The 26,617-nt window shown below is 51.9% G+C and carries 25 protein-coding genes; 5 read left to right on the plus strand and 20 right to left on the minus strand.

Annotated features, from left to right (window positions below):
• Nucleotides 1-27: 27 nt before the first annotated feature.
• From ACFVU8_RS24485 to ACFVU8_RS24525, 9 genes are all read right to left on the minus strand, one after another.
• Nucleotides 28-1,611 carry a response regulator gene (locus ACFVU8_RS24485; protein WP_387430752.1) on the minus strand — a complete coding sequence of 528 codons (1,584 nt, stop codon included), beginning with the start codon at nt 1,609-1,611 and terminating at the stop codon, nt 28-30.
• The gene (locus tag ACFVU8_RS24490) at nt 1,586-3,508 is read right to left on the minus strand and encodes a cache domain-containing sensor histidine kinase (RefSeq protein ID WP_387430754.1); all 1,923 of its coding nucleotides are present in this window, start codon (nt 3,506-3,508) and stop codon (nt 1,586-1,588) included. The genes ACFVU8_RS24485 and ACFVU8_RS24490 overlap by 26 nt, the downstream gene beginning before the upstream one ends.
• Before the next feature lie 104 nt (nt 3,509-3,612).
• Nucleotides 3,613-5,307: an extracellular solute-binding protein gene (locus ACFVU8_RS24495; RefSeq protein ID WP_175370835.1), complete on the minus strand. Its 1,695-nt coding sequence runs from the start codon at nt 5,305-5,307 to the stop codon at nt 3,613-3,615.
• Between the two features lie 92 nt (nt 5,308-5,399).
• Nucleotides 5,400-6,290 carry a carbohydrate ABC transporter permease gene (locus tag ACFVU8_RS24500; RefSeq protein ID WP_175370836.1) on the minus strand — a complete coding sequence of 297 codons (891 nt, stop codon included), beginning with the start codon at nt 6,288-6,290 and terminating at the stop codon, nt 5,400-5,402.
• 18 nt (nt 6,291-6,308) lie between these two features.
• A complete protein-coding gene (locus tag ACFVU8_RS24505) occupies nt 6,309-7,304 on the minus strand; it encodes an ABC transporter permease (protein ID WP_387430756.1) in 996 nt (331 codons plus the stop codon).
• Between the two features lie 263 nt (nt 7,305-7,567).
• On the minus strand, nt 7,568-10,795 hold the full coding sequence (locus ACFVU8_RS24510) for a cellobiose phosphorylase (RefSeq protein ID WP_387430758.1): 3,228 nt from the start codon (nt 10,793-10,795) through the stop codon (nt 7,568-7,570).
• Nucleotides 10,796-10,818: 23 nt separating this feature from the next.
• Nucleotides 10,819-12,159 carry a glycoside hydrolase family 30 protein gene (locus ACFVU8_RS24515; protein ID WP_387430760.1) on the minus strand — a complete coding sequence of 447 codons (1,341 nt, stop codon included), beginning with the start codon at nt 12,157-12,159 and terminating at the stop codon, nt 10,819-10,821.
• 170 nt (nt 12,160-12,329) lie between these two features.
• The gene (locus ACFVU8_RS24520; protein WP_387430762.1) at nt 12,330-13,349 is read right to left on the minus strand and encodes a LacI family DNA-binding transcriptional regulator; all 1,020 of its coding nucleotides are present in this window, start codon (nt 13,347-13,349) and stop codon (nt 12,330-12,332) included.
• A 52-nt stretch (nt 13,350-13,401) separates the two neighbouring features.
• Nucleotides 13,402-13,914, minus strand: coding sequence for a hypothetical protein (locus tag ACFVU8_RS24525; RefSeq protein WP_387430764.1), 513 nt, complete (start codon nt 13,912-13,914; stop codon nt 13,402-13,404).
• A gap of 132 nt (nt 13,915-14,046) precedes the next feature.
• Between ACFVU8_RS24525 and ACFVU8_RS24530 the strand changes: the two genes are divergently transcribed.
• The gene (locus tag ACFVU8_RS24530) at nt 14,047-14,973 is read left to right on the plus strand and encodes an HNH endonuclease (protein ID WP_387430766.1); all 927 of its coding nucleotides are present in this window, start codon (nt 14,047-14,049) and stop codon (nt 14,971-14,973) included.
• Nucleotides 14,974-15,126: 153 nt separating this feature from the next.
• On the opposite strand, the gene ACFVU8_RS24535 is transcribed toward ACFVU8_RS24530, so the two are convergent.
• Nucleotides 15,127-15,321, minus strand: coding sequence for a YwbE family protein (locus tag ACFVU8_RS24535; RefSeq protein WP_175370842.1), 195 nt, complete (start codon nt 15,319-15,321; stop codon nt 15,127-15,129).
• A gap of 91 nt (nt 15,322-15,412) precedes the next feature.
• Here ACFVU8_RS24535 and ACFVU8_RS24540 point away from each other — a divergent pair, with 91 nt between their 5' ends.
• On the plus strand, nt 15,413-15,715 hold the full coding sequence (locus ACFVU8_RS24540) for a hypothetical protein (RefSeq protein WP_387430768.1): 303 nt from the start codon (nt 15,413-15,415) through the stop codon (nt 15,713-15,715).
• Between the two features lie 25 nt (nt 15,716-15,740).
• On the opposite strand, the gene sdaAA is transcribed toward ACFVU8_RS24540, so the two are convergent.
• The 5 genes from sdaAA to ACFVU8_RS24565 all read right to left on the minus strand — a co-directional run bounded on the left by sdaAA (nt 15,741) and on the right by ACFVU8_RS24565 (nt 18,965).
• The gene (gene sdaAA, locus ACFVU8_RS24545) at nt 15,741-16,619 is read right to left on the minus strand and encodes an L-serine ammonia-lyase, iron-sulfur-dependent, subunit alpha (protein WP_387430770.1); all 879 of its coding nucleotides are present in this window, start codon (nt 16,617-16,619) and stop codon (nt 15,741-15,743) included.
• Nucleotides 16,616-17,326, minus strand: coding sequence for an L-serine ammonia-lyase, iron-sulfur-dependent subunit beta (gene sdaAB, locus ACFVU8_RS24550; RefSeq protein ID WP_387430772.1), 711 nt, complete (start codon nt 17,324-17,326; stop codon nt 16,616-16,618). Before sdaAB ends, sdaAA begins: the two co-directional genes overlap by 4 nt.
• Before the next feature lie 145 nt (nt 17,327-17,471).
• Complete coding sequence (locus tag ACFVU8_RS24555) at nt 17,472-17,888, minus strand: GNAT family N-acetyltransferase (RefSeq protein WP_387430774.1); 417 nt, start codon at nt 17,886-17,888, stop codon at nt 17,472-17,474.
• Complete coding sequence (locus ACFVU8_RS24560) at nt 17,885-18,352, minus strand: GNAT family N-acetyltransferase (RefSeq protein ID WP_387430776.1); 468 nt, start codon at nt 18,350-18,352, stop codon at nt 17,885-17,887. Before ACFVU8_RS24560 ends, ACFVU8_RS24555 begins: the two co-directional genes overlap by 4 nt.
• Nucleotides 18,240-18,965, minus strand: a complete 726-nt coding sequence (locus ACFVU8_RS24565; RefSeq protein ID WP_387430779.1) for a DUF4269 domain-containing protein — start codon at nt 18,963-18,965, stop codon at nt 18,240-18,242. The genes ACFVU8_RS24560 and ACFVU8_RS24565 overlap by 113 nt, the downstream gene beginning before the upstream one ends.
• Nucleotides 18,966-19,128: 163 nt before the next feature.
• Here ACFVU8_RS24565 and ACFVU8_RS24570 point away from each other — a divergent pair, with 163 nt between their 5' ends.
• Nucleotides 19,129-20,034 (plus strand): SDR family oxidoreductase, encoded by a 906-nt coding sequence (locus tag ACFVU8_RS24570; protein WP_387430781.1) that lies wholly within the window; start codon nt 19,129-19,131, stop codon nt 20,032-20,034.
• Between the two features lie 26 nt (nt 20,035-20,060).
• Nucleotides 20,061-20,519 carry a hypothetical protein gene (locus ACFVU8_RS24575; RefSeq protein WP_387430783.1) on the plus strand — a complete coding sequence of 153 codons (459 nt, stop codon included), beginning with the start codon at nt 20,061-20,063 and terminating at the stop codon, nt 20,517-20,519.
• Nucleotides 20,520-21,796: 1,277 nt separating this feature from the next.
• Here ACFVU8_RS24575 and ACFVU8_RS24580 read toward each other — a convergent pair.
• The 3 genes from ACFVU8_RS24580 to ACFVU8_RS24590 all read right to left on the minus strand — a co-directional run bounded on the left by ACFVU8_RS24580 (nt 21,797) and on the right by ACFVU8_RS24590 (nt 24,798).
• A complete protein-coding gene (locus tag ACFVU8_RS24580; protein WP_387430786.1) occupies nt 21,797-23,434 on the minus strand; it encodes an NAD(P)H-hydrate dehydratase in 1,638 nt (545 codons plus the stop codon).
• Between the two features lie 89 nt (nt 23,435-23,523).
• Nucleotides 23,524-24,156 (minus strand): NAD(P)-dependent oxidoreductase, encoded by a 633-nt coding sequence (locus ACFVU8_RS24585; protein WP_379467136.1) that lies wholly within the window; start codon nt 24,154-24,156, stop codon nt 23,524-23,526.
• 228 nt (nt 24,157-24,384) lie between these two features.
• Nucleotides 24,385-24,798, minus strand: coding sequence for a GNAT family N-acetyltransferase (locus ACFVU8_RS24590; RefSeq protein WP_387430788.1), 414 nt, complete (start codon nt 24,796-24,798; stop codon nt 24,385-24,387).
• 194 nt (nt 24,799-24,992) lie between these two features.
• Here ACFVU8_RS24590 and ACFVU8_RS24595 point away from each other — a divergent pair, with 194 nt between their 5' ends.
• A complete protein-coding gene (locus ACFVU8_RS24595) occupies nt 24,993-25,301 on the plus strand; it encodes a hypothetical protein (RefSeq protein ID WP_387430790.1) in 309 nt (102 codons plus the stop codon).
• Nucleotides 25,302-25,430: 129 nt separating this feature from the next.
• Here ACFVU8_RS24595 and ACFVU8_RS24600 read toward each other — a convergent pair whose 3' ends face one another.
• Together ACFVU8_RS24600 and cysW are read right to left on the minus strand one after the other, a co-directional pair.
• Complete coding sequence (locus ACFVU8_RS24600) at nt 25,431-25,646, minus strand: YezD family protein (protein WP_066374835.1); 216 nt, start codon at nt 25,644-25,646, stop codon at nt 25,431-25,433.
• Between the two features lie 102 nt (nt 25,647-25,748).
• Complete coding sequence (cysW, locus tag ACFVU8_RS24605) at nt 25,749-26,612, minus strand: sulfate ABC transporter permease subunit CysW (protein ID WP_175370855.1); 864 nt, start codon at nt 26,610-26,612, stop codon at nt 25,749-25,751.
• Nucleotides 26,613-26,617: the final 5 nt, after the last annotated feature.

Consider the following 26,617-nt stretch of genomic DNA (forward strand, 5'->3'; position numbering starts at 1 on the left):
AGAGAGCCGCCGAGCGGCATCAGCAGACTAGGACTCCCGTTCCTCCTGAGCGTAATACATTTCCTGTAGAGCTTTGCTTCTGTATTCACCGGGAGAGATGCCTTCAAGTTCCTTGAAGACCCGCGCGAACTGCTTACTATTCTCGAAACCGACAGCCTCCCCGATGTAGGCCAGCCTGCCAGAATCCTCGGATAGCAGTATTTTGGCGTGACGAATGCGTACTTTTTTCAGATATATAATAAAGTTCTCACCGGTGTATGCCTTGAAAGCTTCGCTGAAATAGGAATAATTCAGAGAAACGTGATTACTGACCATAGCCATATTCAGCGGACGGCTGTAATTAGCTTCAATATAAGCCAGCGCCTCCTTCATATCCTTATGCTCGGTGTGGGCGGTCCTTACTCCAATAATATATTCGTTCACGCAGAGGAGCAAATGTTCTAGCGTTCGATAATAGTCGTGAAAATGCCGGAAATTGTACATACTCCCTACAGACCGGTACAGTTTTAGCACCTCCATCGAGGCCTCGCCATGCACCCGAAAGACTTCGTCCAACACGCGTTCGTTGATCCTACGCCCCACCATTTCCAGATACGCCAGATCGAGCTGTTTGATCTGTTCTACTTGAAAAATAGCAGCCAGAAGAGACTTCAGCTCCTTCTCACGGTCTGTACCGAGCATGTTAAGCAGCTTGTGAAGCTCCTGATCCGGTTTGGGGAAACTCAAACGCTCTTCTTTGATATTCTCATAATCAATCAAGTTCACTTGGGGATACAGGAAGGTGTACTGTAGCGCCCGGCAAGCTTCTTGATAGCAGCGGCGGATGTCCATCCCCTCTCGCCCCAGGCTACTCACACCAATCAGCAGTCCCTTCAGTTCTCTGGCTTCGGCCTGCCGCGACAACTCCATGAAATCCTTCTTGCTCCTACCGATCAGCACCAGTTTACCTTCCCAGTCTGTTAATATTTCCGGATACTTCTTCTCCAGCGGTCCAGACAGGCGCTCCGTTAGTCCCTGAATCTCAGCGGGCTTCATCCTTGTACCGTCATTGTAATAATAACTCAGAACCCCAACGGTAAAAGGCAGGGACAGGCTGACCAGCTCCTCCGCCTGCTCCCTATTAGGCTGTAATTCCTCATGAATTAGCAATCCACGTAGCCTACTTGCGCGTAGCTCTTGGCGAAGACATGCTGCTTTCTCTTCCTGCAGACGGACATTGTTCTCCCGCTCGTCACGTTCCTTCTGGATACGCTCCAGAATACCGAACAGCTCATCACGGCGAATCGGCTTAAGCAGATAGTCCTTCACCCGATAACGTATGGCACTTTTAGCATATTCAAAATCATCATAACCGCTAAGGATAACCAGTGCGGGACCTTCCCCCACCCGGTTCTGTGCGGACAGCTGCTCCAGCAGGGCAATGCCGTCCATGACGGGCATGCGGATATCAGTAATTACAATGTCGGCCCCCTCAGCCTCGTAATACGCGAGCGCCTCTTCGCCGTTTCCAGCCATCGTTATCGTATACATGGACGGATATTCCCGTTCAATCATGATTTTCAGCCCATATCTTATATTCTTCTCGTCATCCACGATTAGAAGCTTCATCATAGTTGTTTTCCCCCGTTAATAGAACTTTCGGCAGACACATGGATACCATTGTCCACTCCCCTGTCTTGCTCTGTACTTCAAGTCCATACGATTCACCATAGAACAGCTGCAGGCGTTGGTAGACATTACGCAGACCGATCCCGCCGGCCTGACGGCTGCCTTTTCCCGGTCCGGCCAGCTCAATATCCGGCTCCTTGGTATTAAAAATCGCATCATTTAACGAGGCCAGCCTCTCTGGAGTAAGCCCGATACCATTGTCACGGATCGAAATGAAGATATCGCTATCCGCTTCCTCTACCTCAATGTGAATCTTTCGGGAGGCGGTTTCCGTATCTCCTCCGGGCCAGGCATGCTTGACACTGTTCTCCACGATAGGCTGCAGCGACATTTTCAGCACCTCTAGCTCCAGATAGGCGGGCGCAATATTCAGGACTAACTCAATGGGGTGTTCAAAACGGATATTCATAACATCAATGTAATTTTCAATATGGCGGATTTCATCGCGCAGCTTCACATACTCACCGCACCATTTAAAGTTATAGCGCATCATGCCCCCGAGCGAGGTCAACGCGTCAGAGATCGTCCGCTGATTCTCGATTTCGGCGAGCATTTTAATATTCTCCAGTGTATTGTAAAGAAAATGAGCGTCGATCTGGTTATGCAGTGTGCGAAGTTCAGCTTCCTTAGACAGCGCCTGCTTCTGCACCGCCTGAGCTACCAGCGTGTTGATGGTATTCATCAACTTCGAGAAATGGTGCGCGAGTTCGCCCACTTCTCCGCCGCCACGGATGGTAATTCCGCTATAAGCTTCGCCTCTGCGCACTTTCTTCATCGCTTCCGTCAGCCGCCGCAGATTCTTCAATATAAAAGCATTCAGCACATTGGCAATCACAGTGACCAGGACGATGAAGCCTATATTGGCACCGATAATCAGATTACGTGTATGGGAAATATCGCTCATAACGCCCTCCATGGACACGACATTCACCAATGAAGCAGGAATGAGATCCAGCGGGGTGTTAATCAGCAGATAGTTTTTACCGTTCTCTTCATAGTGAATATCCCATTCCCCCGTCTCCTGGTACTTCCGGGTACGGTCTGCAATAGCTTTAGTCATATTGGGATTGCCCGGCAAAAAGGAATGGTCTGTTCGTGTAAATAACTGCATTTCATTATCGACAAGGAACATCTGGGATTGACTGTCCTGCACTTTGGTGTACGTCTTGGGCGTGAATCGCTCCAGCAGCATATCCACCTGAACCATCCCGATATGATGGCCCGCCGGAATGCTCATTTCCCGCAGCAGGGAAATCTTCGGTGTATTCTTTGGCGTCAGCCCGATATAGCTCTGCATTGGCTCTGAATCCGTGTTTTGAAATGCCCATACCTCTTGCCCTTTGCCTCGCATGCCCTTCTGGAACCAAGGTTCAGAGATCACACGCTCTTCCCGGTAGATCATCGGCCAAATTTCATGCACACTTGGACTCTGTGAGTAGAGGCGTAAATGCTCGATGTTAGGATTGTTAAACTGAATGCGCATCAAATTAATGTAAGCGTTTGTATTAAAATCGACAAGCTCTCCGACATCAGGTTCACGCTCATTGGCCAGATAGCTTTTAACATCTCTATCTTCAAAAGCCATTTGAGCTGCACGCTCCATCGCTTCAATCTGGTTGAGGATGTGCAGCTTCTCCATTTCCAGTAAGTAGCTGTTCTTCTCCACCGCATCCCGGACATACGTGTTATTGATAGCCCGGTAAGAATAATAGGATACCATCAGACACGGTCCCAGGATAATAAATACATAGGCGCCAATCAAGCGGCTCTGTAGAGATCTGCGCCCCCACCAGTAAGAAAATGAATGCCATGTAATTGCTGTACGCTTGCCCAATCTCACCTGATCCCCCCTGCCTCGCTTAGCTCCTCACGGGTAAGGCCTTTAAAAGACATTAACATAACTCAAAAGCCCGCCTGCAGCGGGCTATGAGTTATGCTTGAGTGTTATTGCGACAGTTTTTGTTTGTTCTCCTCGTATTTCTTCTGCTGATATGCCTGGAACTTTTCCAGACCTTCCTTCTGTTGCTTCTCCAGATAATCGTTCCAGATCTTATCGAACTCTGCATCAGATGGCGCCATTAGCAGCTTCGGCAGCGTTTTAGCCCGCAGCGATTTAATCTTGGAGCCGATAATTCCTTCCGGTGAATTGCCTGTCGGGTCAATGCCCTCAAAGGCGGAGGCACTCTTCGTCTTGCCCCGGGTCCAATCCTCCAACTGTTTGAACGGCTCAACCGTAGGGTTGGTCCATTGCTGGGTAATATTCGTATTCATCAGCATCCAGAAAGTAAAGGAAGAACCATACTGCTTGTCGAAGGACGAGCGGTCCTTATTAAGCAATTCCAGAACCTCCGGCTTGAATTGATCTTTCCCATCAATCGTATCATAGCTGACCCCTTTTTCACCAAGGAAAAGATCCTTGTTGCCTTCCTCGCTGTTCAAATAGCTCAGGAAACGGATCGCCCGTGCTTTGTCCTTAACATTCTTGGAAATGAGAGTAATGGTCCAGCCAGAGATCCCCGGGCCATCCAAGGTCGGAGCATCATGTTTGCTGTTGGCCGGTCCATCGATAGCTATATAAATCTGCTCAGGATTCTTCTGGTAGAGCGTTCCTTCCTGGTTAGCAAAATCCGTCCGCTGATATAGCATGGCGAAGTATCTGCCTTGTGCGATCTTTTCTTCCATTTGAACACGTTTGTCAATAAAGATGTCCTTAGCTAACAGCCCATCCTGGTTGGCTTGACGCAGTGTCTTCAGCCAGGTAACATACTCGGGATCTGTCTCGCGGTTGTAGAGCTTGCCGTCCTTCTCCCTTGGAATGGCCAGGAAGTTCTGAAGATAGGCTTCCAGCGAGTAGTTCCCGGTATCCCCGAATTCATGCAGACCGAGCGGGATAAGCGGCTGACCATTCACTTGCGGGTATTTCTCCTTCGCCAGCTGCAAGGCTTTCAAGAAGCCTTCCGGTGTACTCATATCCGGCTTGCCGATGGCTTCGTACATATCTTTGCGGACTACGAAGACCTGATTGGCAACATAGGTATCGCCATATTTCTCATAATCAGCCGGGGACGATGAAGCGTTCGGATATCCGTAGACGTTGCCATCCTCTTGGGTATACCAGTTCAGCTTCGCCGGGTCAGAAGCCTTGAAGAAATAAGGATCGTATTCCTCGGCCAGCTTGTTCAGCGGAAGCACCAACTCTCCTTCAATCATCTTCTTCACATTATCATTCGCAAAGTCAATGGTGATGAAATCGGGAAGCTTACCGGAAGCCACCAGTGTATTGAGCTTCTCATTCTCATTACCGGCAGGGACGATGAAGTTAATGTCGACACCCGTCTTTTTCGTGATATATTTCGAAGTAGCATCTACGCCCCACTTGTTCGGGAACCAGGAGAAGTTCAGGTACCAGTCAAACGTGATCGGGGAGGTATCGGCCTTCCAGCCCGGTTCATCTTCAGACAGCTTCGTCTCTGTAGCCGCCTCTGTCTGGACCGGAGCATTTGTACTCTTGCTTCCTTCGGCATTGCCGCCGTTATTACTGCCGTTGTTACCGCCGCTGGAACAGCCTGCTGCAGATAATGTCATGATCATTGCCAATAGCAAGGTCACCATTTTCATCGGCTTACGCTTTATCGCCATGTGTGTTTACCCCTTTTCTATGAATGTATTCAATATAAATGCAACTCAGGCTCTAAGTACAAGCAGCCGGAGGAGTTACCAGGAGAAGTGTGCTATCCCTTGATGGAACCAAGCATCATGCCCTTAACGAAATACCGCTGCAGGAACGGATAGACAAAGACAATCGGCAGTGTGGTCACAATCATCGTCGCCAGCTTGATGGACTGTGAGGTGACACTTTTCACCAGATTGCTGCCCTGTACGGCCGTGATCATCTGATTCGAACTGGACTGTGCTACAACACGATACAAGAACGTCTGCACCGGCTGCAGATCCGGATTATTGACATAGATGATCCCGGCAAAATAATCATTCCATTGGTACACGCCATGGAAAAGCGCGATCGTCGCGATCACGGGCATGGATACCGGAATCACTACCCGCAGGAAGATCGACCAGTCATTGGCACCATCCATACGCGCCGCTTCTTCAAGCCCCTCAGGAATATCACGGAAGAACGTCATGAAGATAATGAGATCGAAGAAACTGAACAACACCGGAATAATATAAACCAGGAAATTATCAAGCAGGTGAAGGTCCTTGATCAGCAGAAAGGTCGGAATCAGTCCACCGCCGAAGAAGAGGGTCACCGTTCCCATCAGGATATAGATTTTGCCGCCTATCAGGTTCCTGCGGGAGAACGCATAAGCCACCATCGCCGTGAAAAAAACGTGTGTGACCGTACCCACCAAAGTTTTGGCGACGGTAATCCACATAGCGAGCATAATGCCTGGACTGGCGAAGACAGCTTTGAAATTCTCCAGGCTGAACATTCGCGGCCACCAGTAAATTCCGCCCTGCATCGCATCTGAACCATTATTGAACGCATTCACAATTACATACCAGATCGGATACAACGTGACAAAGCAAAGACATAACATAATGATGTTATTGGCCAAATCGAACAGCGCCTCGCCTGTTGTTTTACGCTTTAATGACCACATGTGTAGTTCCCCCTTGTCCTAGAACAGCGACGTGTCGTTGATTTTTTTGGATACGCTGTTGGCAATCAGCAGTAAGATTAGCGCAATGACCGATTTCAGCAGGCCTACTGCAGTCGAATAGGAGAAGCGCCCGGACAGAATACCCGTGTAATACACATAGTAGTCAATCACGTTGCTGGCACTGTCATTGAGGGCGTTGCGCAGGACCAGGATCTGGTCAAAATTAGAGTTGAGTACACCGCTGACCGCCAGAATGAACAGAATACTGATCGTGGCCTTGATGGCCGGTAAGGTGACATACCACATTTTCTGAAAACGTCCCGCCCCATCAATCGTAGCTGCCTCGTACATTTCAGGAGAGACCCCGGAGATTGCTGCGAGATAGATGATGGCAGACCAGCCAAGCTCTTTCCAGATATCAGACGTGATTACGATTCCCCAGAAGTAGTTGGGCTCAGCCAGATAAGAGATAGGCTGGTCGATTAGACCTAGCGCCAGCAAAATGTTATTTATAATCCCTACGTCTGAAAGCCATGTAGCTAAAATTCCGCCCAGCACAACCCAAGAGAGAAAGTGCGGCAGGTAGGAGATCGTCTGAATGCTCTTTTTGAAACGGACCGAACGGATCTCGTTCAGGAATAAAGCGAATATAATGGGAAGCGGAAAACCGATGACCAGTTTGAACAAACTAATGCCTAGTGTATTCTTGATGACATTGACCAGGTTCTCATCCTCCATAAACTCCCGAAAATGGGTCAGCCCCACCCACGGAGCCTCAGCAATGGATTTGACAATGTTATAATCCTTGAATGCAATAATGATGCCGTACATCGGGATGTAGTTGAAAATAATCATCCAAATGACGCCCAGCAGCGCCATCGTCTGCAAGTGTTTCTGGGCGATCATCCGCCTCCAGAGAGAGGGGCGGTTACCGGTGCCGGTACCGATTTTGTGATTTGCAGGGATGAGCGGTGTCATGCCCCCGGCAGGTTCGGCGCTTCGTTTGTTCTCCATCTTACGGACCTCCATGCTCTATCTATCTTGTTTGTAAAAGCGCTTCCATTCTTTCCTCTATCATTGTATGCGCTATCCTACTTACTCTGTAAGGTTCCATTTTTCATGTCAGGGGTTCCATTTTTCGGGTCTAATCACCCAGCCGTTAATCAAAAATAACACCAGCACAAAAAAGCAGCAGACCTCCGGATAACCGGGGGGTCTGCTGCCTGAATTCCATTGGCAAGCGGGCTGACTACCCGCTTGACGTTATTCTCTTGCTTCTATTCCAATTCAGCCTTGATCAGGCTGATTTCACCGCGCCGAAGCGCTTCCGCCGTTGCTCCACGTAACAAAGCACCATTGATTCTGCTGACCGTACCATCCGTATGCTGAAGCGTCATACTGCGGATGGTTGCTCCGCCCTCTCCAAAGGTATCGACTTTGCGGTGGTTATAATATGTCACCTTGGTTTGACCCAGGAAGGTAAAGGTCAGTTCTCCCTGTTCGTCAAACAGCCAGCCCGGAAGCACAGGGCTGAGGGATAGCGCCAGCTCTCCATCCACGACGGAGAAGGCCTTGCTGCCAGCCATCATTTTGCGCCACATGCTGAGGAATTCAGCCGTCGATCCGCTTAACCGGGCTACGAAGCCACGGCCATGCGTGCCGGGGTCCGGATTGCCTCCTGTAGCAATGAACGACGAGTTCTCCAGCGTACTCCGACCATACACAGCCGGATCAAGGAAAGGAACAAGCGAGGTTTTCAATTCCGAATAGAATTCCTCGTATAGTCCTGCCTTCAGCAGCTCGAGTAAGTATTTGTAAGACATATGCAGGAAGTTGGACTCCCGCTCCAGCCAACCTGGAGTGAAGGCGCGCATCCGCCCGATTTCATGAGATTCCTCTTCTAGACTTACAGACGTTTGGTACATCGAAGTCTGGGGGTCATATAGTCCAGTACTCTTAATCAAGGTATAGATTTCTTTGGCCTTGGCCGGATTCTTCAGGGTCTTCAGCCAGCGGGTTGGACCTTCCAGGAAATAAGGCAACGGCTTGGCCTCAAACTCCTGCACTACTGCTTTTTGCAGACCATAGCCACTAAGCACCGGTCCACCTTCTGCATCCACCACAGGCTCAAACCGGGTAGCCTCGAAGCGGAAATAGGTCGGTGTCAGTCCGTTCCCCAGCTTCACCGCTCGCTCAATCCCCTCGTCAAGCTTGCGCAGGAACCGTGAGAAAGCGCCGCGGATATAAGTAAGGGCAACATCAGACTCGCTTCCTGTAATGCCGAACCGGATACTCTCGCGATAAGCCTCGCGGGCCGAAGCTACCGCATCCCAGTAAGCAAACTGGGTCAGCTCTCCCTCCAACACAGAAGTCACAGCAGTGTTCACCTGCTCCAGCAGATACGCTATTTCTTCCGGCAGGCGTGCTGTACCTTCCGCATTTTCAGGGCTGTCCAGTACATCCAGCAGGAAGGATACAGTCCGCTTAAGTTCAAAGGTCTCACTCATTCCGGAGCCGAACAATCCCGGCAAGCCGTTCATCGCATCATTCCAGCCCGGCTTGTTTCCTTCCATCTCCACGCCCATCCCGTAAGGGTCAAGGGTAGCGAATTTGTTCAGGGCCAGCGACACGATTTTTACAAATAGGTTCGTATTATACACCGCTCCACGTCCGCGTTCCGTACGCAGCCACTCCGTGCTTCCGGCTTTACGCTTCAGCTTGTGCAGCTTCTCCTCATCCTCAAGTAGCGCGCCGTACTGACGTACTTTCCCGTCGCTAATAACGTATTTCTCGCTGCGCGGGAGAACGTAGGCCGGACTGTCATAGAATGCATACGTAGCGTCCCCGAAGAGCAGCTCTTGTCTCCGGTCAGGGAAAATATCCAGGTAGCCTTCGACCAGATCAAGGTTATACGTCCAGTGATCAGACCAGAAGCCTTCTCCGAAGGAAGCCTCAATGTTCTGTTTGGACAAGGATAGCACACCAGACAGGAATTCCTGCTCCTCTACTTGCAGCTCGACATGATGATCGGCGATGAAATTGATCAGACCGCCTGCCGTGAAAACGCCGCTGAGCAGCTTGCGAAGCCCTTCGTGCTGATTTGCTGCGCCCTTCTCAATCCAGGCTTCCAGCGCAGAGCGGTTCTCCGGCAGAATTTCAAAGGTTGTCCCCTGAACACTCAGTGGATTGTACCCGTCAGCCTGCATCAGGCTGTAAAACATTTTGATATTGAAGCTGCCTACTTTCGGATTGAAGAACACATCATTACGCCGGTTCTGGTTCATATCCCGGAAGTTCCCGTTGCCCTGCGAATAGTATTCTGGCGCTAGCGAGAAGAAGTTGTAGTCCCGCTCCATGTCGCCATGCTTACGGGAATATAAATGCACTACGAAGCCGTCTCCACCGTTGTCGAAGATAAACGGGTAGCCTCCACGCAGGAAGTTGTCGAGATAGGACTGGCGGCAGTACGCATCAAAGATCGGGGAAGAGGTCTTAGTTGCAATATCTTCCGTCAAATCCTCAGTCAGTCTGGCCGCTTCCTCAGCTTTGTCGGTAATATAGGCATCGCGGCTAATGTCCGTGGCTTTATGATTGATTTTATCAATGTCGTTGACATGGCCGATCAGGGTGTTCACCGTCAGGCTGGATCCTGGAGCCAGAGTCCGCGCTACGCCACTGAAACCGCAAGGAACTTTATTGACCGGATATTGCGGCAGTTCTGCAAGACCAGACAACGATAGCTCCGCGAACCGGTCGGGATAAGACAGTGAAGTATTGCCGCCAAATACAACCTCAAAATCCACGAACGGAGAAATCTTCTCTCCCTCCCCGGTAAAGGACAGATAGAAATGACCCTTCGTAATCTCACTGACCTCTGCATCGTCATTGGTGCTGGAACGCAGCTTATAGAACGGGATACCATTCTCCAAGTTGTAGACATCCATCCAGCTCCGTAGAAGGTTGCCGATGTCTTTGTAGCCACTGTTCTCCACACCGAACGGCAGAATTTCCGGAAGACCGTCCAGCAGTTCAAAGTCGATCTCCTGTTCTCCGATATTCTCAATCGTCACCCGCCGTACAAGTGCAGCGTAGTCTTCATTCGGAAGATTAAAGTAGTGAACTGTCGTCTTCAGTCCATGCCCGGCATGACTTTCTTCAATGGTCAGGCCGTTCGGAAGAATAGTCATAACCCGCTTGGCATCGGTATCAGGACGTGCCGACTGGAACGGTTCATAAATTTCTCGCTCGCCCTTAATCTTGATAAAGGTCCGGAAGCCGGAGTTAGCCACATTTTTGTAGGAGATGTTCGCAGGAGAGAACTCCATGATCGGAGAGTTCTTGTCGCGAATCCCGAAGCTGCACACCCCTTGGCCCCGGTTCACATAGAAGGACCACATCGGAATTCCTTTCAGGCCGGCAAGACCAGGCAGGAAACTGGCGAATGGCTTGCCTTCATGGAACTGCTCTATTACAAATTTGCCGGAATCAAAATAATAATGGCTCATGCTGTTACTCCTCTCTGAATGAACTATTGTGTAATGAGATGCGTGATAATGGAATGCGCCGGAAGCTCGAAGCGGGCAACCTCATCACCCAGTCCCAAAGTAACCTCGCGGGAGTCTTCTCCTTCGTTCATCAGCACGACGGCAAGGCTGCCATCCGGATTGCGGAAAGCTGTGGACAGGACGCCTTCAGTGGCATTTTGCAAGCCAATTCTCACCGCACCTGGAGCGATATATTTACTGAAATGCCCGATATAGTAATACGAGCTGTTATAATGAATTTCGTTCGTAGTCGTGTCCGCAATCACCGGAGCATCGCACAAGTTGTTAACATGGTTCGGGCCTCCAGTCTCATCCAGCACCAGGTTCCAGTCCAGATAACCTTCGGTCCAATGATTGAGGTCGCCGATCATATTCCGTCCGTAGCGTTCGCCTGTGAACCACTCTCCCAGTCTCACGCCACCTTCCTGGCAGCCCTCTGTGAACAGCAGGTGCTTGTCAGGGAACAGATCATGCACCTGGCCCACTTTCTCGAACTCCTCGCCGCCGTACCAGTGGATACCTGTACCCCATACATACTTTGCAGCTTCAGGATCAGATAGAACTGCTGACGCACGTTCAACCATAATGTCCCGGTTATGATCCCAGATTACAATGTTCACATCGCCGTAGCCTTCTTTGTGCATCACTGGTCCCAGGTGATTCTTCACGAAGTCGCGTTCTTCTTCCGCACTGTACACACAAGAATCCCATGTCTGAACAGCAGCCGGCTCATTCTGTACGGAAACCGCCCAGATCGGCACGCCTTCCTTGCCGTAAGCTTCAATGAACTTCGTGTAGTAACGCGCCCATACATCGGCATATTCCGGCTTCAGTTGTCCGCCGTTATTCATTTCTCCATTCGTCTTCATCCATGCTGGAGGACTCCATGGGGAAGCAAGCATGGTGAACTCGCCGCCCTTAACAGCCATAGCGTCCTTGATCAGCGGCAGTACCCATTGATGGTCATGGGAAATATCGAAAGTGGCAAGCTCTGTATCGTTATCCTCCACGTACGTGTAGTTACCCAGCGCAAAATCGCAGCTATGGATATGTACGCGGCCCATGGAGTAGTTAAGTCCTTCTTCAGGGTGAAAATAACGGTGAATCACCTCGGCCCGCTTCTCAGGGCTAAGCCGGGACAATGTATACGCAGCCGCTTCAGTGAATGCTCCACCGAAGCCGATCATCTTCTGGTAAGACTCTTCAGGCTTCAGCTCCACTTGGGCTGCAACGCTGCCCTCTCTAGACTTAAACTCAATTCCGTCTACCTTGCTGAGGCGTTCTCCTGTGTCTTTGGCGGTTACTACGGTTTGAACTGTTGTCATTGTCATATCTCCTTATTAGTTGGAATAATTGCCTTCGAAACAATCGAAACCGGTTTCGATTGTTTCGAAAAAAAATGATGTCTGTTCTTTGACGCAAAAAATCATCGCAGAGAGCCAACTGAAGCGCCATCCGTGCTTATTGCCTAAGAGCGGATGGGCCCCGATTATAGTTACTCCTCGTTCGCCGGGGATGCGCAGGAATCCCTTACAATAACCTCCACTGGCAACGCTAGAGCTTCCTTGCCGTCCGGGATCTTGTCGATCGCAGCGAGCAGGATTTCCGCTGCCCGGCTTCCCAATAGCTCCGTGTCCTGCCTTACCGTTGTCAGGGCCGGGGTGACATAGCGAGCCAGTTCGATATCGTCATATCCCATGACCGAGATATCTCCTGGTACAGCCAGACCAGAGTCTTGTGCTGCCTTGACGGCCCCAAAGGCCAACAAGTCACCCGAAGCAAACACGGCCGTTGGCGGCTCCGGCAGTCGCAGCAATTCCAGCATGGCATTGTAACCGCTCTCCATAGAATAATAGGCACCTGTGACGATATAGGAATCCCGCAGGTCCAGCTTCTGTTGCAGCATCGCGGCCTCATACCCCTCCTGCCGGCGACTTCCTGGAGTAGTGTTCACACCGCCGGAAATATGGGCAATTCTGCGGTGGCCCAAGCCGGCGAGGTACTCTACTGCCTGCACTGCGCCACTCCAGTTATCCGAGCATACGGTATGGGATTCCGGCGTCTCATAGTCCAGAACCACTGTAGGAATATCACTGTCCAGCAGCTCCTGAAAATAAGGGTCTTCATAATCCGACAGGAAGACCACAACCCCGTCCACCCCGCGAATCCGGCAGTTCTCCAGATATCCGCTCTGCTTGCCGCCCACATCCTTCGATATGAACATCAGCGCGTACCCTTTGGCTACGGCCACCTGCTTGAAGCTTTCGATCACCGCGCTGAAAAAGGGATGGCGGATACCTGCTCCGGTGCTCTCCACGAACAACACGCCGATGGTCCACGATTTCTTCGTGGTCAGCGTACGGGCATGGGCGTTAGGAACATATCCCATCTCCCGTGCTGTACGGAGGATATCCTGGCGCGTCTTCTCGCGCACATCGGAATAATTATTGAACACCTTGGACACGGTCGTCGGAGAGTAACCGGTTCTTTTGGCAATATCATAAATGGTCGTCAATCCGGTTCACTCCCGCCTCTCATCATGAGAACGCTCTCCGTTCACTGACATTCTAACGTCTTTCCGTACGGTAGTCCAGCATAAAATATCTCTGTACAGGAGGCCAGAGGGTAACCACCTGAATCAGAAGTCCCAGGCTCATATACAAAATATGAATCCAGTGCACCGCATTCAGTATATAGGTCTGCACCATGATCCAGATAATCAATCCAAAGCCGACATAGAGTGAAAATGCCCACGAGCTATGAAGTGTTCTAAACGGATTCAGCGCCTCGGCCCATCTCCACTGTGGCCTTCTAATCATGCTGTACAATACCAGCAAAGGGAACAGACCAAATACCGTAAACAGCAACAATCCCGGCACCAGAAAATCAGAAAAAGGCGATCTTTCCAGCAAGGTTAGCGGCATTCCCAGCAAGCCACCTCCAGGATCGGCCACCAGCGCGCCTCCGCCCGCAACCGCTCCAACTCCCAAAAAAACCTGAAGAATATACAGCATTACTACCGAAGGCGGTCTCTTGCCTCCACTTGGCTGGCGGTGCAAAACCTCTAATCCGGACTGCATCCCTATCCCTCTTTTCCATGAATAGTTGTGCTTATGCCACATCCTAATTGCTTCATGAGATCCGTTACCTTGCTATCATTTTACAGTGTTATCCTTAGATGTACCGAGACAGAAATCACAACTGAGAGGCTTTTGGCGACATTTATTGTCTGCGGTGTAAACGTCTGCACTTTGCGTTATACTGAAACTGCTATCTATACTACGAGGGGACAGGACAGGGCTGTAAGGTTCTTCGTCCAAAACATACCGATGACCGATACCATTCTGCCTTCATCCAAACAATGTGCATATTGTGAGCAGCTTAAGCCGCTCGCCGATTTCCGCAGGCGGACCGGTAAACGTTCCAAGGCCCACGCCCGGCGAGGCGCGTGTCGGGATTGCCGCAAGCAGCGCGCCGCTGAATCTGGTGCCACGCCGCTGTCCTTACAGCCGCCGGTGCCGTCCCTGTCTCGCCAGCCGGAGCCTAGTACGGCGGCCGTAGCCACCCCATCCCTGCCGGAAGTCACGCAGGGTGTTCCTAAGAAAGCGGGAGCTAGCCCGCTGGCCCGCTCTCGGGCGGAACGAGCGAAGGAGCGAAAATCCGCCGCTTCGCTCCCGGCAGCGAAGCCTGCCGCCAAAGGGCGGCCGCGCGGGGCCGAGCCGCGGCGAGCACCGCTGCAGCACCGGGGGCCCAAGCCAGAGCCCACGGATACCACGGCCCTGGTGCCCTCATCGCAGGGGATGATCCTGATGCGTGGTCACAGTGACAAGGGGAGACGCTGGCATCAGGAGATTGACTTGGAGCTGGCGGTTACACTGGTTAAGGAGCATGCTGCAGTAGTCGTCAACCGGCGTACCATCCGCCGCCTTTACAGCAACAAGGCTTTTCGCTCCCTGATTCTGAACAGGGACCGCTACACCTGCTATTTCTGCGGACTCTACGGGGACACTATCGACCACTTGCTCCCGCGTGCCAAGGGCGGACATACGACACCGGACAATTGTGTATGCGCCTGCAACCTGTGCAACCAGACCAAGGCAGATAAGGACGTTGAGGAATTTATGCGCAGAACAAGGTAGTCACCTGCCCTTAACAAATAAACGCTCCAATTCCCCGGCAAACTGCTATCTAATAGGCAGCATAAGCCAAGGCATTGGAGCGTTTTTAGAGATTGTTAACATAGAGCTGAACACAGCCCGGTTCCGTCTTGAAGCAACGGGATGGATGAGCATTTAGCCCGTGATATTCTTGACCCGCCCGACTTGGCCGCTGGTCAACCTGACCTTAATGCCATGCGGATGCCGGGGGGAATTAGTCAGGATATCCTTAACCTGACCATGGGTCAGCTTGCCTGTAGCCTGATCCTGCTTCAGTACAATGTCCACCTCAAGCCCGGGCCGGATATCCGCCCTGTTTTGTCCATTCATGATGACATCCCCCTTTCATACTTAGTATTATTGTTAATAACCAATTACAGCTGAATCTATATATTTAAATTAATTAAGGATGTGAACAGTCATGGCCTTCGGAATCAACAGAGAAGAGTTACAGGCATGGAAGAAGGCTGTCTCTGCAGGAGAGATTGCGTTTCTGACACACTATTGGATTGATCCCCGATTTCCCGGCATGACCACCGTGACCAAGGTTGGCTGCAGCGACCTGGATCGGCTGACCCGCTGGTGCAAGCAGCATGGCTTGCCCGCCAAATATATTCATAACCGCTCACGGTTCCCCCATTTCGATCTCATGGGCCAACGCCAGAAGGAAATTCTCCGCAGCGAAGGGCAGCTCGATCAGTTGGAACGGTTTAAGCTGCTCTGATCCAGGAAGACATTGCCCTGTTGCGCTATTTCTTGCGCCGCAGGTCCTCCATGATCTTACGCCCGGTAGGCGTCTGAGCCAATCCTCCGCCAGCGGTCTCGCGGTGAATCTCCGGCATCGCTGAGCCAACCTCCAGCATTACCTTGATCACTTCATCGGAAGGGATCACGCTGCGCACCCCCGCCAGCGCCATATCTGCGGCGGCCAGTGCGGTCACTGCACCGAAACCGTTTCTAACGATGCAAGGGATCTCTACGAGCCCGCCGACAGGGTCGCAGATGAGACCCAGCGTGTTCTTAAGCGCCAGGCCAACGGCATGCACAGCCTGTGCCGGGGTTCCCCCGCGCAGTTCGGTCAGTGCGCCGGCTGCCATACCGATGGCTGAGCCTACTTCGGCCTGGCAACCGCCCTCGGCGCCAGAAACGAAGGAATTGTTGGCGATGACATAGCCAATCGCTCCGGCGGCAAACAAGCCGGAGACCATGACATCATCACTCCAGCCAAAACGCTCCTGGCAGCTGAGGAACACCCCTGGAATGATGCCGCAGGAGCCTGCTGTAGGCGTTGCAATAATACGACCCATTGAAGCATTCACCTCGGATACCGCCAGCGCATAAGCCATAGCCTGACCCGCTGGGCCGCCAAGGAGGGGCTCCGCTGCCGTATTATAGGAGCCTACCCGCTGGGCATCCAGCCCGGTAAGTCCGCTACGGGAGGTTGTATCCTCATGCATCCCACGATGTACAGCCTCTTTCATGACCCCGTAATACTGACTCATCGTGGCGAATTCCTGCTCCTTGGAGCGACCCGATTCCGCGCTTTGTTCTTCCAGCATCAGGGCGCCGATTCCAAGGCCCCGTTCTTCGCATAATACAGCCAATTCACTTAATGTTCGAAAATTCATGATGTACTTTCCTTCCCTTTCTCCTCTTGCCCAGCTTCATTCAAATCTACCAGCTTCACTGACTTTACTGCCGGGAGGTCCCCCAGTGCCTGAAGCAGTTCCGGTGTCGCCGATTCATCCAGCTCAAGCACGGTCAGCGCAGCGCCACTGCGGTTCTTACGGTCAAGAGACATATGCCCAATATTGACCTGCCCGCTGCGCATAACATCCGTGACACTCGCAAGTACGCCCAAGTAATCCATATGTTGAATAAGAACCGTAGGATACATCCCTGTCAGCTTGACTCCGAAGCCGTCAATATCAACAATCTCGATGTTGCCTCCCCCGATAGAAGTCCCGGTCAATGTGAGCTCCTGCTCACTGTCCTGACCAATGAGACGTAACCTTACCGTATTGGGATGAGGGAACAAACCCGTTCCCTGGCGGAAGGAAATATCCATACCTGCCTCTGTGGCAAGCGTTATGGAATCCGGTAGCCTTGGGTCGTCGGTGGCAAAGTCCAACAGACCGCCGATAATTGCCCGATCCGTGCCGTGACCTTCATAAGTCGCAGCAAAAGAGCCGAAGAAAGTAACTTCGGCTTCACGCGGCATTTCGCCCAACACCTGGCGGGCCGCCCGGCCAATCCGGGCCGCTCCCGCTGTATGTGAACTGGAAGGCCCGACCATCGCCGGGCCAATAATTGAGAATACATCTTTAAAACGCATGATGATAAAGCCTCCGTTTATACAGCTAAGCAAATATTCTACGCTTGCATATCCTTATTATACTGCACAGGTTCCAAACCTACACGGTGTAGCCAGCGATTATTTTTGCAAACGACAAGCCTTAGCTCCCTACTGAGATCCTAGCTTATGTATCCCGAGAGTACAGCGCGATATCGTCACGGTATTGCCAGCCGAGCTCTTCCCAGAACTGCCGGCCCTTCTGGTTCTCTTTGAACACCATGAGATGGCATTTACCAATGCCGTTCTCTCGCAGCTTGTCCAGGCAACGTGCTACCAATTCACGCCCTGCGCCCTTGCCGCGGGATGCGTGGCTAACGGCAACATGATACAGAAATCCCCGGCGTCCATCATGCCCACAGAGTGCCGTACCGGCCAGAGAACCGTCCTCGTGTACACAAACCTGGCTTAACCCCGGATTGCGCTCCAGAAAACGCAAGATTCCTTCCCGTGAATCTGCCTCGTTAAGTCCCATCCCCTCAGTATTCACCCATAATTCATAAGCAGCATCATAGTCGTCAGCTGTCATAGCTCTGTAGATCATGATTTCCCTCCTGCCTTTACAAAACGGTAGCCCGTAATTTCATATCCCAATTTCTTGTAAAAAGTATGTGCTTCCTCGCGTTCAATGCCGCTTACCAGCCAGGTTCCGATACAGTCGCACGCTGCAGCCAGCTCCTCCGCATACTCTACTAGCTGCCGCCCCACACCGAGTCTCCGGCTTTCCTTATCTGTCACCAGCACGGAAATTTCGCCATAGCGGGTGTAATCCTCGATATTTTCCCGCACACGAAAACCTAAAGCTCCCAGAAGACGTTCATGTCCCGCTGCTAGATCCTCGCTCTTCTCTCCTGTACAGACATACAATTCTTCGATAGGACTGGTAGCTATAAAATCAAGTCTCTTCTCCACTTCCTCCAGCTGCAAAGGCTTGCTGATCAACTGTACCATTAGCCGGTGCAGTTCCGGCGCATCGCTTTTGTGCGCTTTTCGGATCACCAGATTCATTCGGCAACGACTCCTCTACGATTTTTCGAGAATGATTTATAAACCTCTCCCTGCACAAAGCCTCCAATTCCATCTCGGGAAGCTTATAAAGTTCAAGCATAGCCTGGTAGGGATCACCCTCCAGTAGCAAAAGCCGGGCAAAGGCTGGTTCCGTCTTCACCTCTTGACGCTTCAGCTCTATAACCTGCCTTCTAAAAGAGGTGCCCAATATATTCAGCACCCGGGCTTCGGCGACCATATGGATGTACCCGTTCTGCTCCCTGCTCGAGCGCGGCTGTCCGAACAGTTCCACCAGCCAACCTTCCACGGTAAAGTTGATCTTAATACGGGGAATTCCATCCACGATACGCGATTCACAGCTATACTTATCCATCTCGCCAAAATGTAGACCGACCTGCGCAGCAAAAGCTTCCAGATCATGCACCTCGCAGATGATATCCAGATCGCTGCCCTCCACCTGAATGCCAAGCGGAATTGTCCCTACAAGTACAGGGTGGTAACCGTTCAAAAGGTTCATCACATTAAGTCTCGCCAACAGGGCATGCACCTCCTTTTGAAGTGCTGTGCCCTGCTGCAAATAGGAGATATCCAGCCAACGCTCTTCTTTCACCATCTAATCCCCCTTGCAAACTATGGCTCTGTTCGACCTCGAAAGTCTGGCCAACGTTTTTTCTTTTTAATGAATCCTTGCACCCGTTCGCAAGGCGGTGCACGATTCCCTGGGCGAACGCATAGAAATATAAGAACACAGAGAAGTCCGAGGAGGAGTTCGTCCCATGAAGCAACCCCTGGTATATCCCTATTACGGACAGAAAACAGTCTGCAAGGATCAGCCGATTGCCTTCCCGCCCCAGCATCAGGACCGAAAGCCTGGACTTGAAAGCCTGATGAATCCTCGTCCGATTAGCGAGAACCCGGAGCTGCGCGGCAGCGGCAAGCTGAAGGGCAAGGTTGCCCTTATCACCGGGGGCGACAGCGGCATCGGCAAAGCCGCAGCCATTGCTTTTGCTAAAGAGGGCGCAGATGTAGCCATCGCCTATTTGAATGAAGTCTCCGACGCCGAGGTCACCCAGCGGCGCATTGAAGAGTTGGGCCAGCGCTGTCTGCGCATTGAAGGCGACCTGCGCTTCAAACAGAACTGCACCGCAGCTGTAGAGCATACCGTCGCCACTTTCGGTAAGCTGGATATTCTTGTGAACAACCATGGTATTCATTTTCCACAGAAGAGCATCCTCGACATCTCGGAAGAACAGCTGTATCTGAGTTTCCAGACGAATATCCTCTCTTACTTCTTCCTGACCCAAGCCGCACTGCCTCATATGAAAAGAGGGGCTTCCATTATCAACACGGCCTCCATTACCGCTTATCGGGGGAATGTAGAGCTTATTGATTACTCCTCCACCAAGGGAGCCGTGGTCTCCTTTACCCGAGCGCTAGCCCTTTCGCTCGCAGATAGCGGAATCCGCGTTAACAGCGTATCCCCCGGACCGACATGGACACCGCTGATTCCATCCAGCTTCTCAGCCGAAGAGGTCAGCATATTCGGCACGGGGACTCCGCTCAAGCGGGCAGCACAGCCGTATGAGCTGGCTGGAGCATACCTGTATCTGGCGGGACCGGAGTCCTCCTTCGTAACCGGCGCGTGCATTCATGTCAACGGTGGAGACATGATCACCAGCTGAGAATTTTACCGAAAGGAACCAAAACGATGCAAAGAACCCATCCTTCTGAAATCACTTCCGTCAGATTAACTGCCGGAATGTATGCCTTGAGCAAATTAGCCTGTGCAGGTCTGTCATTCTTGCTCTTATCCTTGGTGATCCTGGCCTACCCCACAAGCAATGGATCAGCGGGCGAAGAATGGCCTGTCTCTGCTGCCTATGCCATCTATGCCTATGGCCTGCCTGCGGCGCTGGTAGCAGACGGACTGCTGCGCCTCCTGCGCATCCACCTGCTGGCCCTGGCCTTCGTCGTCTACGCCGTAGCAGGCTTAGGCGCAGGCCTTTGGCTGGCTGCGGAGCAAGGCGGCACTCCCTTGCTCTGTGCAGTCGCTGGCATCATCGTCCTGCTCTTGTTCCGCACGGCACAGATCGCCGTGGAACGGCTCCCGTTGTTGCTGCCAGTGTTCGCTCTGTTCGTTCCGCTCCTGTGCTTAGTGCTGTCCTAACGGATTAGGTAGGGATCGACACTATCAGCTAATGTTCCTGGTGTTGTAATGAGTTTTGTTAGTCAGAGCTTCGTAGTTATGGTTTTGTTAGTTTTGGCTTGTTAGTTTATGGCTTCGTTCGTTATGACTTCGCTAGGTATGGCTTCGTTGGGTATGACTTCGTTAGGTATGATGACTTCGTTAGGTTGCTTCGTAGGTATGACTTCGTTAGGTAGAGCTTCGTTAGGTTTGGCTTCGTTAGGTATGGCTTCGTTAGGTTTTGCTTCGTTAGGTTTGGCTTCGTTAGGTTTGGGTTCGTTAGGTTTGGCTTCGTTAAGTTTGGCTTCGTTGGGTATGGCTTCGTTAGGTTTGGCTTCGTTAGGTTTGGCTTCGTTAGGTTTGGCTTCGTTGGGTATGGCTTCGCGGCCTATCGTTCAGCTATAAAGGTGAACTTAAGAAACGAACGCATAGTCCGTCGTCACTAAGGTGGGATGTTTGGAATTCCGGTAGCGATTGTCCTCAGACTTCCTCTTTTTAGCCGTTTATCTGACGACAGCTTAGGCTTACGAGTGCGAGCTTTCCCATGGAAAGCTTTCAGTCGATCGCTTCTCCCTTACAGTTCCAAACTTCCCCATTCGTTCTTCTTTGCTACCTAACTTTCTTTTGTTCGACCTAATTAACAGCATTTTCGTACCTTATTTTTCTCGAATATGAGCGAATAAAGTAAATAAGAGCATTTTTGTACCTTATTTTCAATAAATTCACTCTAAAAGGGCTGTTGTGCAAGATTTAAGGTACAATTTTGCCTTTAATTTCCTCAAACCCTTAGCTGCAGAGTATTTATGGTACAAAAATGCCGTTAATTGTACTTCAGGAGTGCGTTTTATATAAAGCAATGACTCACCGTAGTGACGTTCGAGCTTTAAGTTTGGATGTTGAGTTCAAACCTTAAGTTGGATTTTGAGTTCGAACCTTAAGTTTGGATTTTGAGTTCAAACCTTAAGTTGAATATTGAGTTCAAACCTTAAGTTGGATTTTGAGTTCGAACCTTAAGTTTGAATATTGAGTTCAAACCTTAAGTTGGATATTGAGTTCGAACCTTAAGTTCGAATCTTGAGTTTCAATCTTATGTTTGAAATTTAAGTTCGAATCTTAAGTTGGTCTTATATGGTTAGCTCAGTAAGTTATAGTATCCGGCTACTCTGTGTTTAGGCTTCTTAGCGTGACAACGCGACAACGCGACAACGCTCCGTCGTCCTGTAGCCAGCACTCGTAGGACTCACACTAACCGGCCTTTTTCATAGTGACTCAATTATATCTCCGGCGATCAATGACGCCGGATGATTCCGCAGACTTGCTGCGCGTTCTCCCGCCAGGCCGTGCAGATAAACGCCAAACGTCGCAGCCTGCAATACATTCAGCCCTTGGGCTAATAAGCCGGCGATGATACCAGTCAGCACATCACCCGCACCCCCGGTTCCCATGCCGGGGTGTCCCGTAGTGTTGACATAGCTTACCCCGTCCGGGGCGGCAATGACAGTATGTGATCCTTTGAGCACGAGGATCACACCATGCTCCCTCGCGTAGCTTTCCGCGAGGCCAATCCGGTCACGCTGTACTTCAGCGGTAGAGATACCGGCCAGCCGGGCCATCTCCCCGGGATGGGGAGTCAGAACGACCGATCCCCGGCGGCTGGCCCAATGACTGTAATCCGTCTCCGCCAGGATGTTCAGCGCATCTGCGTCAATGACCAGCGGCCCTTCCGTTCCTTCCCATAAAGTACGGAGCCAGTCGGTATCTCCTTGAAAACGCCCAAGTCCTGGCCCAACGGCCGTTACATCCCGTTCTGCACTCAATCGGAGCAATTCCGCAGCCGTACCTGCATTCCAGTTGCCCTGCTCATCTCCGCCGACTTCAGCCAGCATCAGCTCCGGAGCAGCGCCAATAACCGCGGGCTGCAGCTTCTGTGGCAGCGCCCAAGTCACCAGACCACTGCCCGCCCGCAGCGCAGCCCGGGCCGCCAGCAGACCTGCGCCGCTCATGCGCAGCGTACCACCGGCCACCAGTACATGGCCGTAAGTGCCCTTGTGCCCTTCGGGCGAACGATGGCGTAACACATCCACGCCCAGACCGGCCTGCAGCACCTCCGGCGTCAGCCAATAGCTCTGCAGGCCAACTTCACGCGCCAGAGACACAGGGATGCCGATGGCGCGCACCACCACAGTCCCCGCAGCCCCGGCGCCGGGGTACTGCAGCAGGCCTCGCTTGAGAAACGCGAGGCAGACCGTCACCGATGCATGCACGCAAGGCGCATGCATTTCCCCCGTGTCCGCGTTCAGCCCGCTCGGGATGTCCGCGGACACAATCGGTTTGCCGCTGGCATTGGCGGCGGCAATCAGCTCCGCGTAGGCGCCGCGGGGCGCGCCAGCGGCGCCCGTGCCGAGCAGCGCATCCAGGATGCCGCTGCATGCGGCAAAGTCCAGGGCGTCCTGGCCGTAGACGGCCGCGGACAAGCCCAGGGCTGCAGCGGCATCGCGCTGCAGGGCGGCCTCGCCGGTCAGCGATTCCGGCGGCACGGCATACACCAGCGTGACGGCAATGCCCGCCTCGCGGAGATACCTGGCGGCGACCAATCCGTCGCCGCCGTTATTGCCTTTGCCGACAAGGATGAACCAGTGCTCGGCAGCGGCAGTATCCAAGGTCAGCGCACGGTCTCCGCTGACATCAAAACCCGTCAGGTCTTGACCAGTCCCGTTGTCAACGGTACGCCCAATTCCCCCGCCAGCAACGCCGCCGTTCCGCTTGCGGCATAACTCAATGATCTCCTCGGCAATAGCGCGTCCTGCATTCTCCATCAGTGCAACCGCCGGGATACCCAGCCGGTCAATGGTGATACGGTCCAACTCTCTCATTTGCTCTGCAGTTACAAGATACATCGCTCCGCTCCTCTCTCCTATCCCTGGTGCCAGCCACCGCCGCTTTTAGCCTTACGGAATTCCCTCAGCATCCCTATACAAGCCGGGTTTTAGTAAGCCACCGTGAATCTTTCGCGGCTGAAGTTCCCTTCCTCTACCTCATCTATAATGGCCACAGCAAAATCCTCCACGCTGATGGCACTTTGCCCGTTCTCATCAACAACCAGCCGGTCAAGACCGATGCGGAACATCCCTGTACGGCGTCCTGGTTGAATGGAAGCCGCAGGACTGACATAGGTGTAGTCCAGATCTGAACCTCTATAAATTTCATAGGCATCCGCATGCGCAGCAGCCAGCGGCCGTACATGTTCCGGGAAATCTGGCGTATCCATCAGCCACTCACCGGACTCTGTCTTCAGGCTGCCTGCACCGCCTACAATCAGCAGTCGATCCATATCTGCCGCCTGCAAGCCTTCTACCAGTGAAGCAGCGGCCGCGAGCAGTTCGTTCTCCTCGCCAGCCTTTGGCCCATAGGCACTAACGGCAGCTTCATGTCCGCGAACAGCAGACGTTACTGAGGCTGGGTCCAGTAAATCTACAGCCACAAGTTTCAGACGCTCATGTTCAAAAGGGAAGTTCTCCGGATGACGCATCGCCGCCGTCACCTGATGTTTTCTTTTCAAAGCTTCCTCTACAATTGCCTTTCCAATCGTTCCTGATGCTGCAAGTACCACTATATCCATTCTTTTATTCCTCGCTCTCTCTGATTGAATGATGCCATAACTACATTTATATAAAAAATTTTGCATACCCTGCAGACAGCAGCAAGCATACGAAAACCCCCTGGAATAAGGGGGCCTGTTCAATGATTCGCTAATAGAATTACTTAGACGCGCACCAGGCTCTGACTAGTCCACTATACCGCGGCCTGTCAATGATCCGCTAATAGGGTTACTTCGACACCGCGCAGTTCAACGCTTAAAAGCCATCCCCTGTGATCTGGGAGCGACGGGTGCAAACCCGAACTGGGCGTACAGCCGCGATGCTTCTCCGTCAGCAATAAGGCTGGTATAAGCTTTGTCAGGCAGCGTATCCAGAAACTCCCTGATCTCGCGCATAATGATTTTCCCCAGACCCCGTCCTTGGTGAGAAGGCTGCACGGCGATATCGGTTACCTGGAAGAAGCACCCTCCATCTCCGATGACGCGTCCCATACCAATCAAGACATCGTCCTCAAATAGCGTAACTGCAAAGATGGAACGCGGCAACCCGATGGCGGCCCCTTCCTCACTCATTGGACTAAGCCCTGCTTGAACCCGTAGCGCCAAATACTGCTGAACCGAAGGTGGCGCATGGCGGATAACCAGCTTCCCCTGGATCTCCATATCTTCTCCCCTTCTAGTTTCCGAATAAAAACACATGTTTCTTGCACAGCATTTCTGTTACCCACTATATACGACTAAGCTGTCCACAACAAGAGTACACTATCCATCACTTGAAACAATCTGGCGCTTGCTGCGTAACCTATTCCAAGGGTCTATTTTAAACACTACTTTTATAAAAAGGTTGGTGAAGTCTAATGTCTTCCCTGGCAAAACTTTTGAAATGGGTAACCTTTCTCTATGAAGCCTTTCTCGCGATCCCCTTTGTGGGTGGAATATTCGTTGTAGCGAACGGGTGGACTCCGCTGGGCATCGCTTTTCTGCTGCATGCAATTACAATTGTCGTGATGATGAAAGAACGGGGACCCTTTGTCGGCAACGCTCTTGGCGTTATTACCTCAGTCGTAGCCCTGATTCCTGTAGTCGGCTGGATCATGCACGGTCTTACGGCCATCTGTTTGTTCGTAGAAAGCGTTATGGTGTCACAAAGAACACGCCGCTACTAAATAATGAAGTCATATCAATGACCGCAGAAATGGCCCGCTCCCTTTGCCAGGGAAACGGGCCATTTCATATTCTCCGATTATAATGGATGCCAAAAGGACGGTCATGATTCGACAGCGACGGCGAATGACCTATCCTCGTCTCGCTGGACGGGTATCGGTACGCCGGCTTCCGGTCTCGCCACTATAACGTGCATTACCATTCTCAAAACGCTTGCGCTCTGTACGTTCCATTTGCACAATCTGCCCTTCATGTACGACGATTTGCAACGAACCAAATTCCATGTCATCCAAAAGCCCAGCTATACGTTCTAGCCACACCTCATCCACCTTCAGCGGTTTAGCCATTCCCCAGCCTCCCTTCCCCCAGATCCGGGGAGATGTTCAATCGAAATCCGTCATTACCAATTTGTATACTACGAATTAACTTAGCACGGATATATTAGCGCGTCAATGAGCATTTTTACGCGACAGCCAACTCTTCAGAATCATTGTCACTAAAGCCAATAACAGGAGCAGTGAAGCGACCGCAAACGATGCCGAAAACTGATATTCGTTATACAAAATCTCGACATGAAGCGGCAGCGTATTCGTCTCTCCGCGAATGTGCCCAGACACGACAGACACTGCGCCGAACTCTCCCATAGCCCGCGCATTACAGAGAATAATACCGTACAACAAGCCCCACTTAATATTGGGTAGCGTGACTCGGAGGAAGATCTGCCAGCCTTTGGCGCCCAAAGTAATTGCCGCCTCCTCTTCCTGCGTCCCCTGATCCTCCATTAAGGGAATCAGTTCCCTGGCCACAAACGGAAAAGTCACGAACAATGTAGCCAGAATAATACCTGGTATGGCAAAAACAATCTTGATATCATGTGCGCTCAGCCATGGCCCGAACCAGCCATGAGCCCCGAATACCAGAATGAAGATGAGCCCGCCAATGACCGGAGAAACAGCAAACGGCAGGTCAATCAGGGTGATAAGGAAACCCTTGCCACGGAACCTGAACTTGGTGACTGCCCAGGCTGCAGCTATACCGAATATAGTATTCAGCGGAACCGTAATCAACGCGACCAGTAGGGTCAGTCGAAGAGCGGAACGAGCATCCGGATCGGTCAAGGCGGCCAGATAGACATCCACCCCTTTTTTCAGTGATTCAGTCAGCACAACAATCAGCGGCAGTACAATCAGCCAGAACAGCACCAGTCCGGCCGCGGCAATCAGGAGCCACTTTACGACCGCAGATTCCTGTGTAGCCGGCGAAGAGACGCTTTTTCGCGATTGGGGAGCATACAGTGGGACGGTGCCCGCCATAGGTA

It is taken from the genome of Paenibacillus sp. NPDC058177 (assembly GCF_042883835.1).
Taxonomy (GTDB): domain Bacteria; phylum Bacillota; class Bacilli; order Paenibacillales; family Paenibacillaceae; genus Paenibacillus_AQ; species Paenibacillus_AQ agri.

Excerpts from the sequence above, each read along its gene's own strand:
- ACFVU8_RS24515 (WP_387430760.1), bottom strand. The coding sequence starts at position 12,159 with ATGACAACAGTTCAAACCGTAGTAACCGCCAAAGACACAGGAGAACGC.
- ACFVU8_RS24595 (WP_387430790.1), top strand. The coding sequence starts at position 24,993 with ATGTCTTCCCTGGCAAAACTTTTGAAATGGGTAACCTTTCTCTATGAA.
- ACFVU8_RS24535 (WP_175370842.1), bottom strand. The coding sequence starts at position 15,321 with ATGAATGGACAAAACAGGGCGGATATCCGGCCCGGGCTTGAGGTGGAC.
- ACFVU8_RS24555 (WP_387430774.1), bottom strand. The coding sequence starts at position 17,888 with ATGATCTACAGAGCTATGACAGCTGACGACTATGATGCTGCTTATGAA.
- sdaAA (WP_387430770.1), bottom strand. The coding sequence starts at position 16,619 with ATGAATTTTCGAACATTAAGTGAATTGGCTGTATTATGCGAAGAACGG.
- ACFVU8_RS24510 (WP_387430758.1), bottom strand. The coding sequence starts at position 10,795 with ATGAGCCATTATTATTTTGATTCCGGCAAATTTGTAATAGAGCAGTTC.
- ACFVU8_RS24485 (WP_387430752.1), bottom strand. The coding sequence starts at position 1,611 with ATGATGAAGCTTCTAATCGTGGATGACGAGAAGAATATAAGATATGGG.
- ACFVU8_RS24570 (WP_387430781.1), top strand. The coding sequence starts at position 19,129 with ATGAAGCAACCCCTGGTATATCCCTATTACGGACAGAAAACAGTCTGC.
- ACFVU8_RS24590 (WP_387430788.1), bottom strand. The coding sequence starts at position 24,798 with ATGGAGATCCAGGGGAAGCTGGTTATCCGCCATGCGCCACCTTCGGTT.
- ACFVU8_RS24580 (WP_387430786.1), bottom strand. The coding sequence starts at position 23,434 with ATGTATCTTGTAACTGCAGAGCAAATGAGAGAGTTGGACCGTATCACC.
- ACFVU8_RS24585 (WP_379467136.1), bottom strand. The coding sequence starts at position 24,156 with ATGGATATAGTGGTACTTGCAGCATCAGGAACGATTGGAAAGGCAATT.
- ACFVU8_RS24540 (WP_387430768.1), top strand. The coding sequence starts at position 15,413 with ATGGCCTTCGGAATCAACAGAGAAGAGTTACAGGCATGGAAGAAGGCT.
- ACFVU8_RS24575 (WP_387430783.1), top strand. The coding sequence starts at position 20,061 with ATGCAAAGAACCCATCCTTCTGAAATCACTTCCGTCAGATTAACTGCC.
- cysW (WP_175370855.1), bottom strand. The coding sequence starts at position 26,612 with ATGGCGGGCACCGTCCCACTGTATGCTCCCCAATCGCGAAAAAGCGTC.
- ACFVU8_RS24500 (WP_175370836.1), bottom strand. The coding sequence starts at position 6,290 with ATGTGGTCATTAAAGCGTAAAACAACAGGCGAGGCGCTGTTCGATTTG.
- ACFVU8_RS24525 (WP_387430764.1), bottom strand. The coding sequence starts at position 13,914 with ATGCAGTCCGGATTAGAGGTTTTGCACCGCCAGCCAAGTGGAGGCAAG.
- ACFVU8_RS24560 (WP_387430776.1), bottom strand. The coding sequence starts at position 18,352 with ATGAATCTGGTGATCCGAAAAGCGCACAAAAGCGATGCGCCGGAACTG.
- ACFVU8_RS24505 (WP_387430756.1), bottom strand. The coding sequence starts at position 7,304 with ATGGAGAACAAACGAAGCGCCGAACCTGCCGGGGGCATGACACCGCTC.
- ACFVU8_RS24495 (WP_175370835.1), bottom strand. The coding sequence starts at position 5,307 with ATGGCGATAAAGCGTAAGCCGATGAAAATGGTGACCTTGCTATTGGCA.
- sdaAB (WP_387430772.1), bottom strand. The coding sequence starts at position 17,326 with ATGCGTTTTAAAGATGTATTCTCAATTATTGGCCCGGCGATGGTCGGG.
- ACFVU8_RS24600 (WP_066374835.1), bottom strand. The coding sequence starts at position 25,646 with ATGGCTAAACCGCTGAAGGTGGATGAGGTGTGGCTAGAACGTATAGCT.
- ACFVU8_RS24565 (WP_387430779.1), bottom strand. The coding sequence starts at position 18,965 with ATGGTGAAAGAAGAGCGTTGGCTGGATATCTCCTATTTGCAGCAGGGC.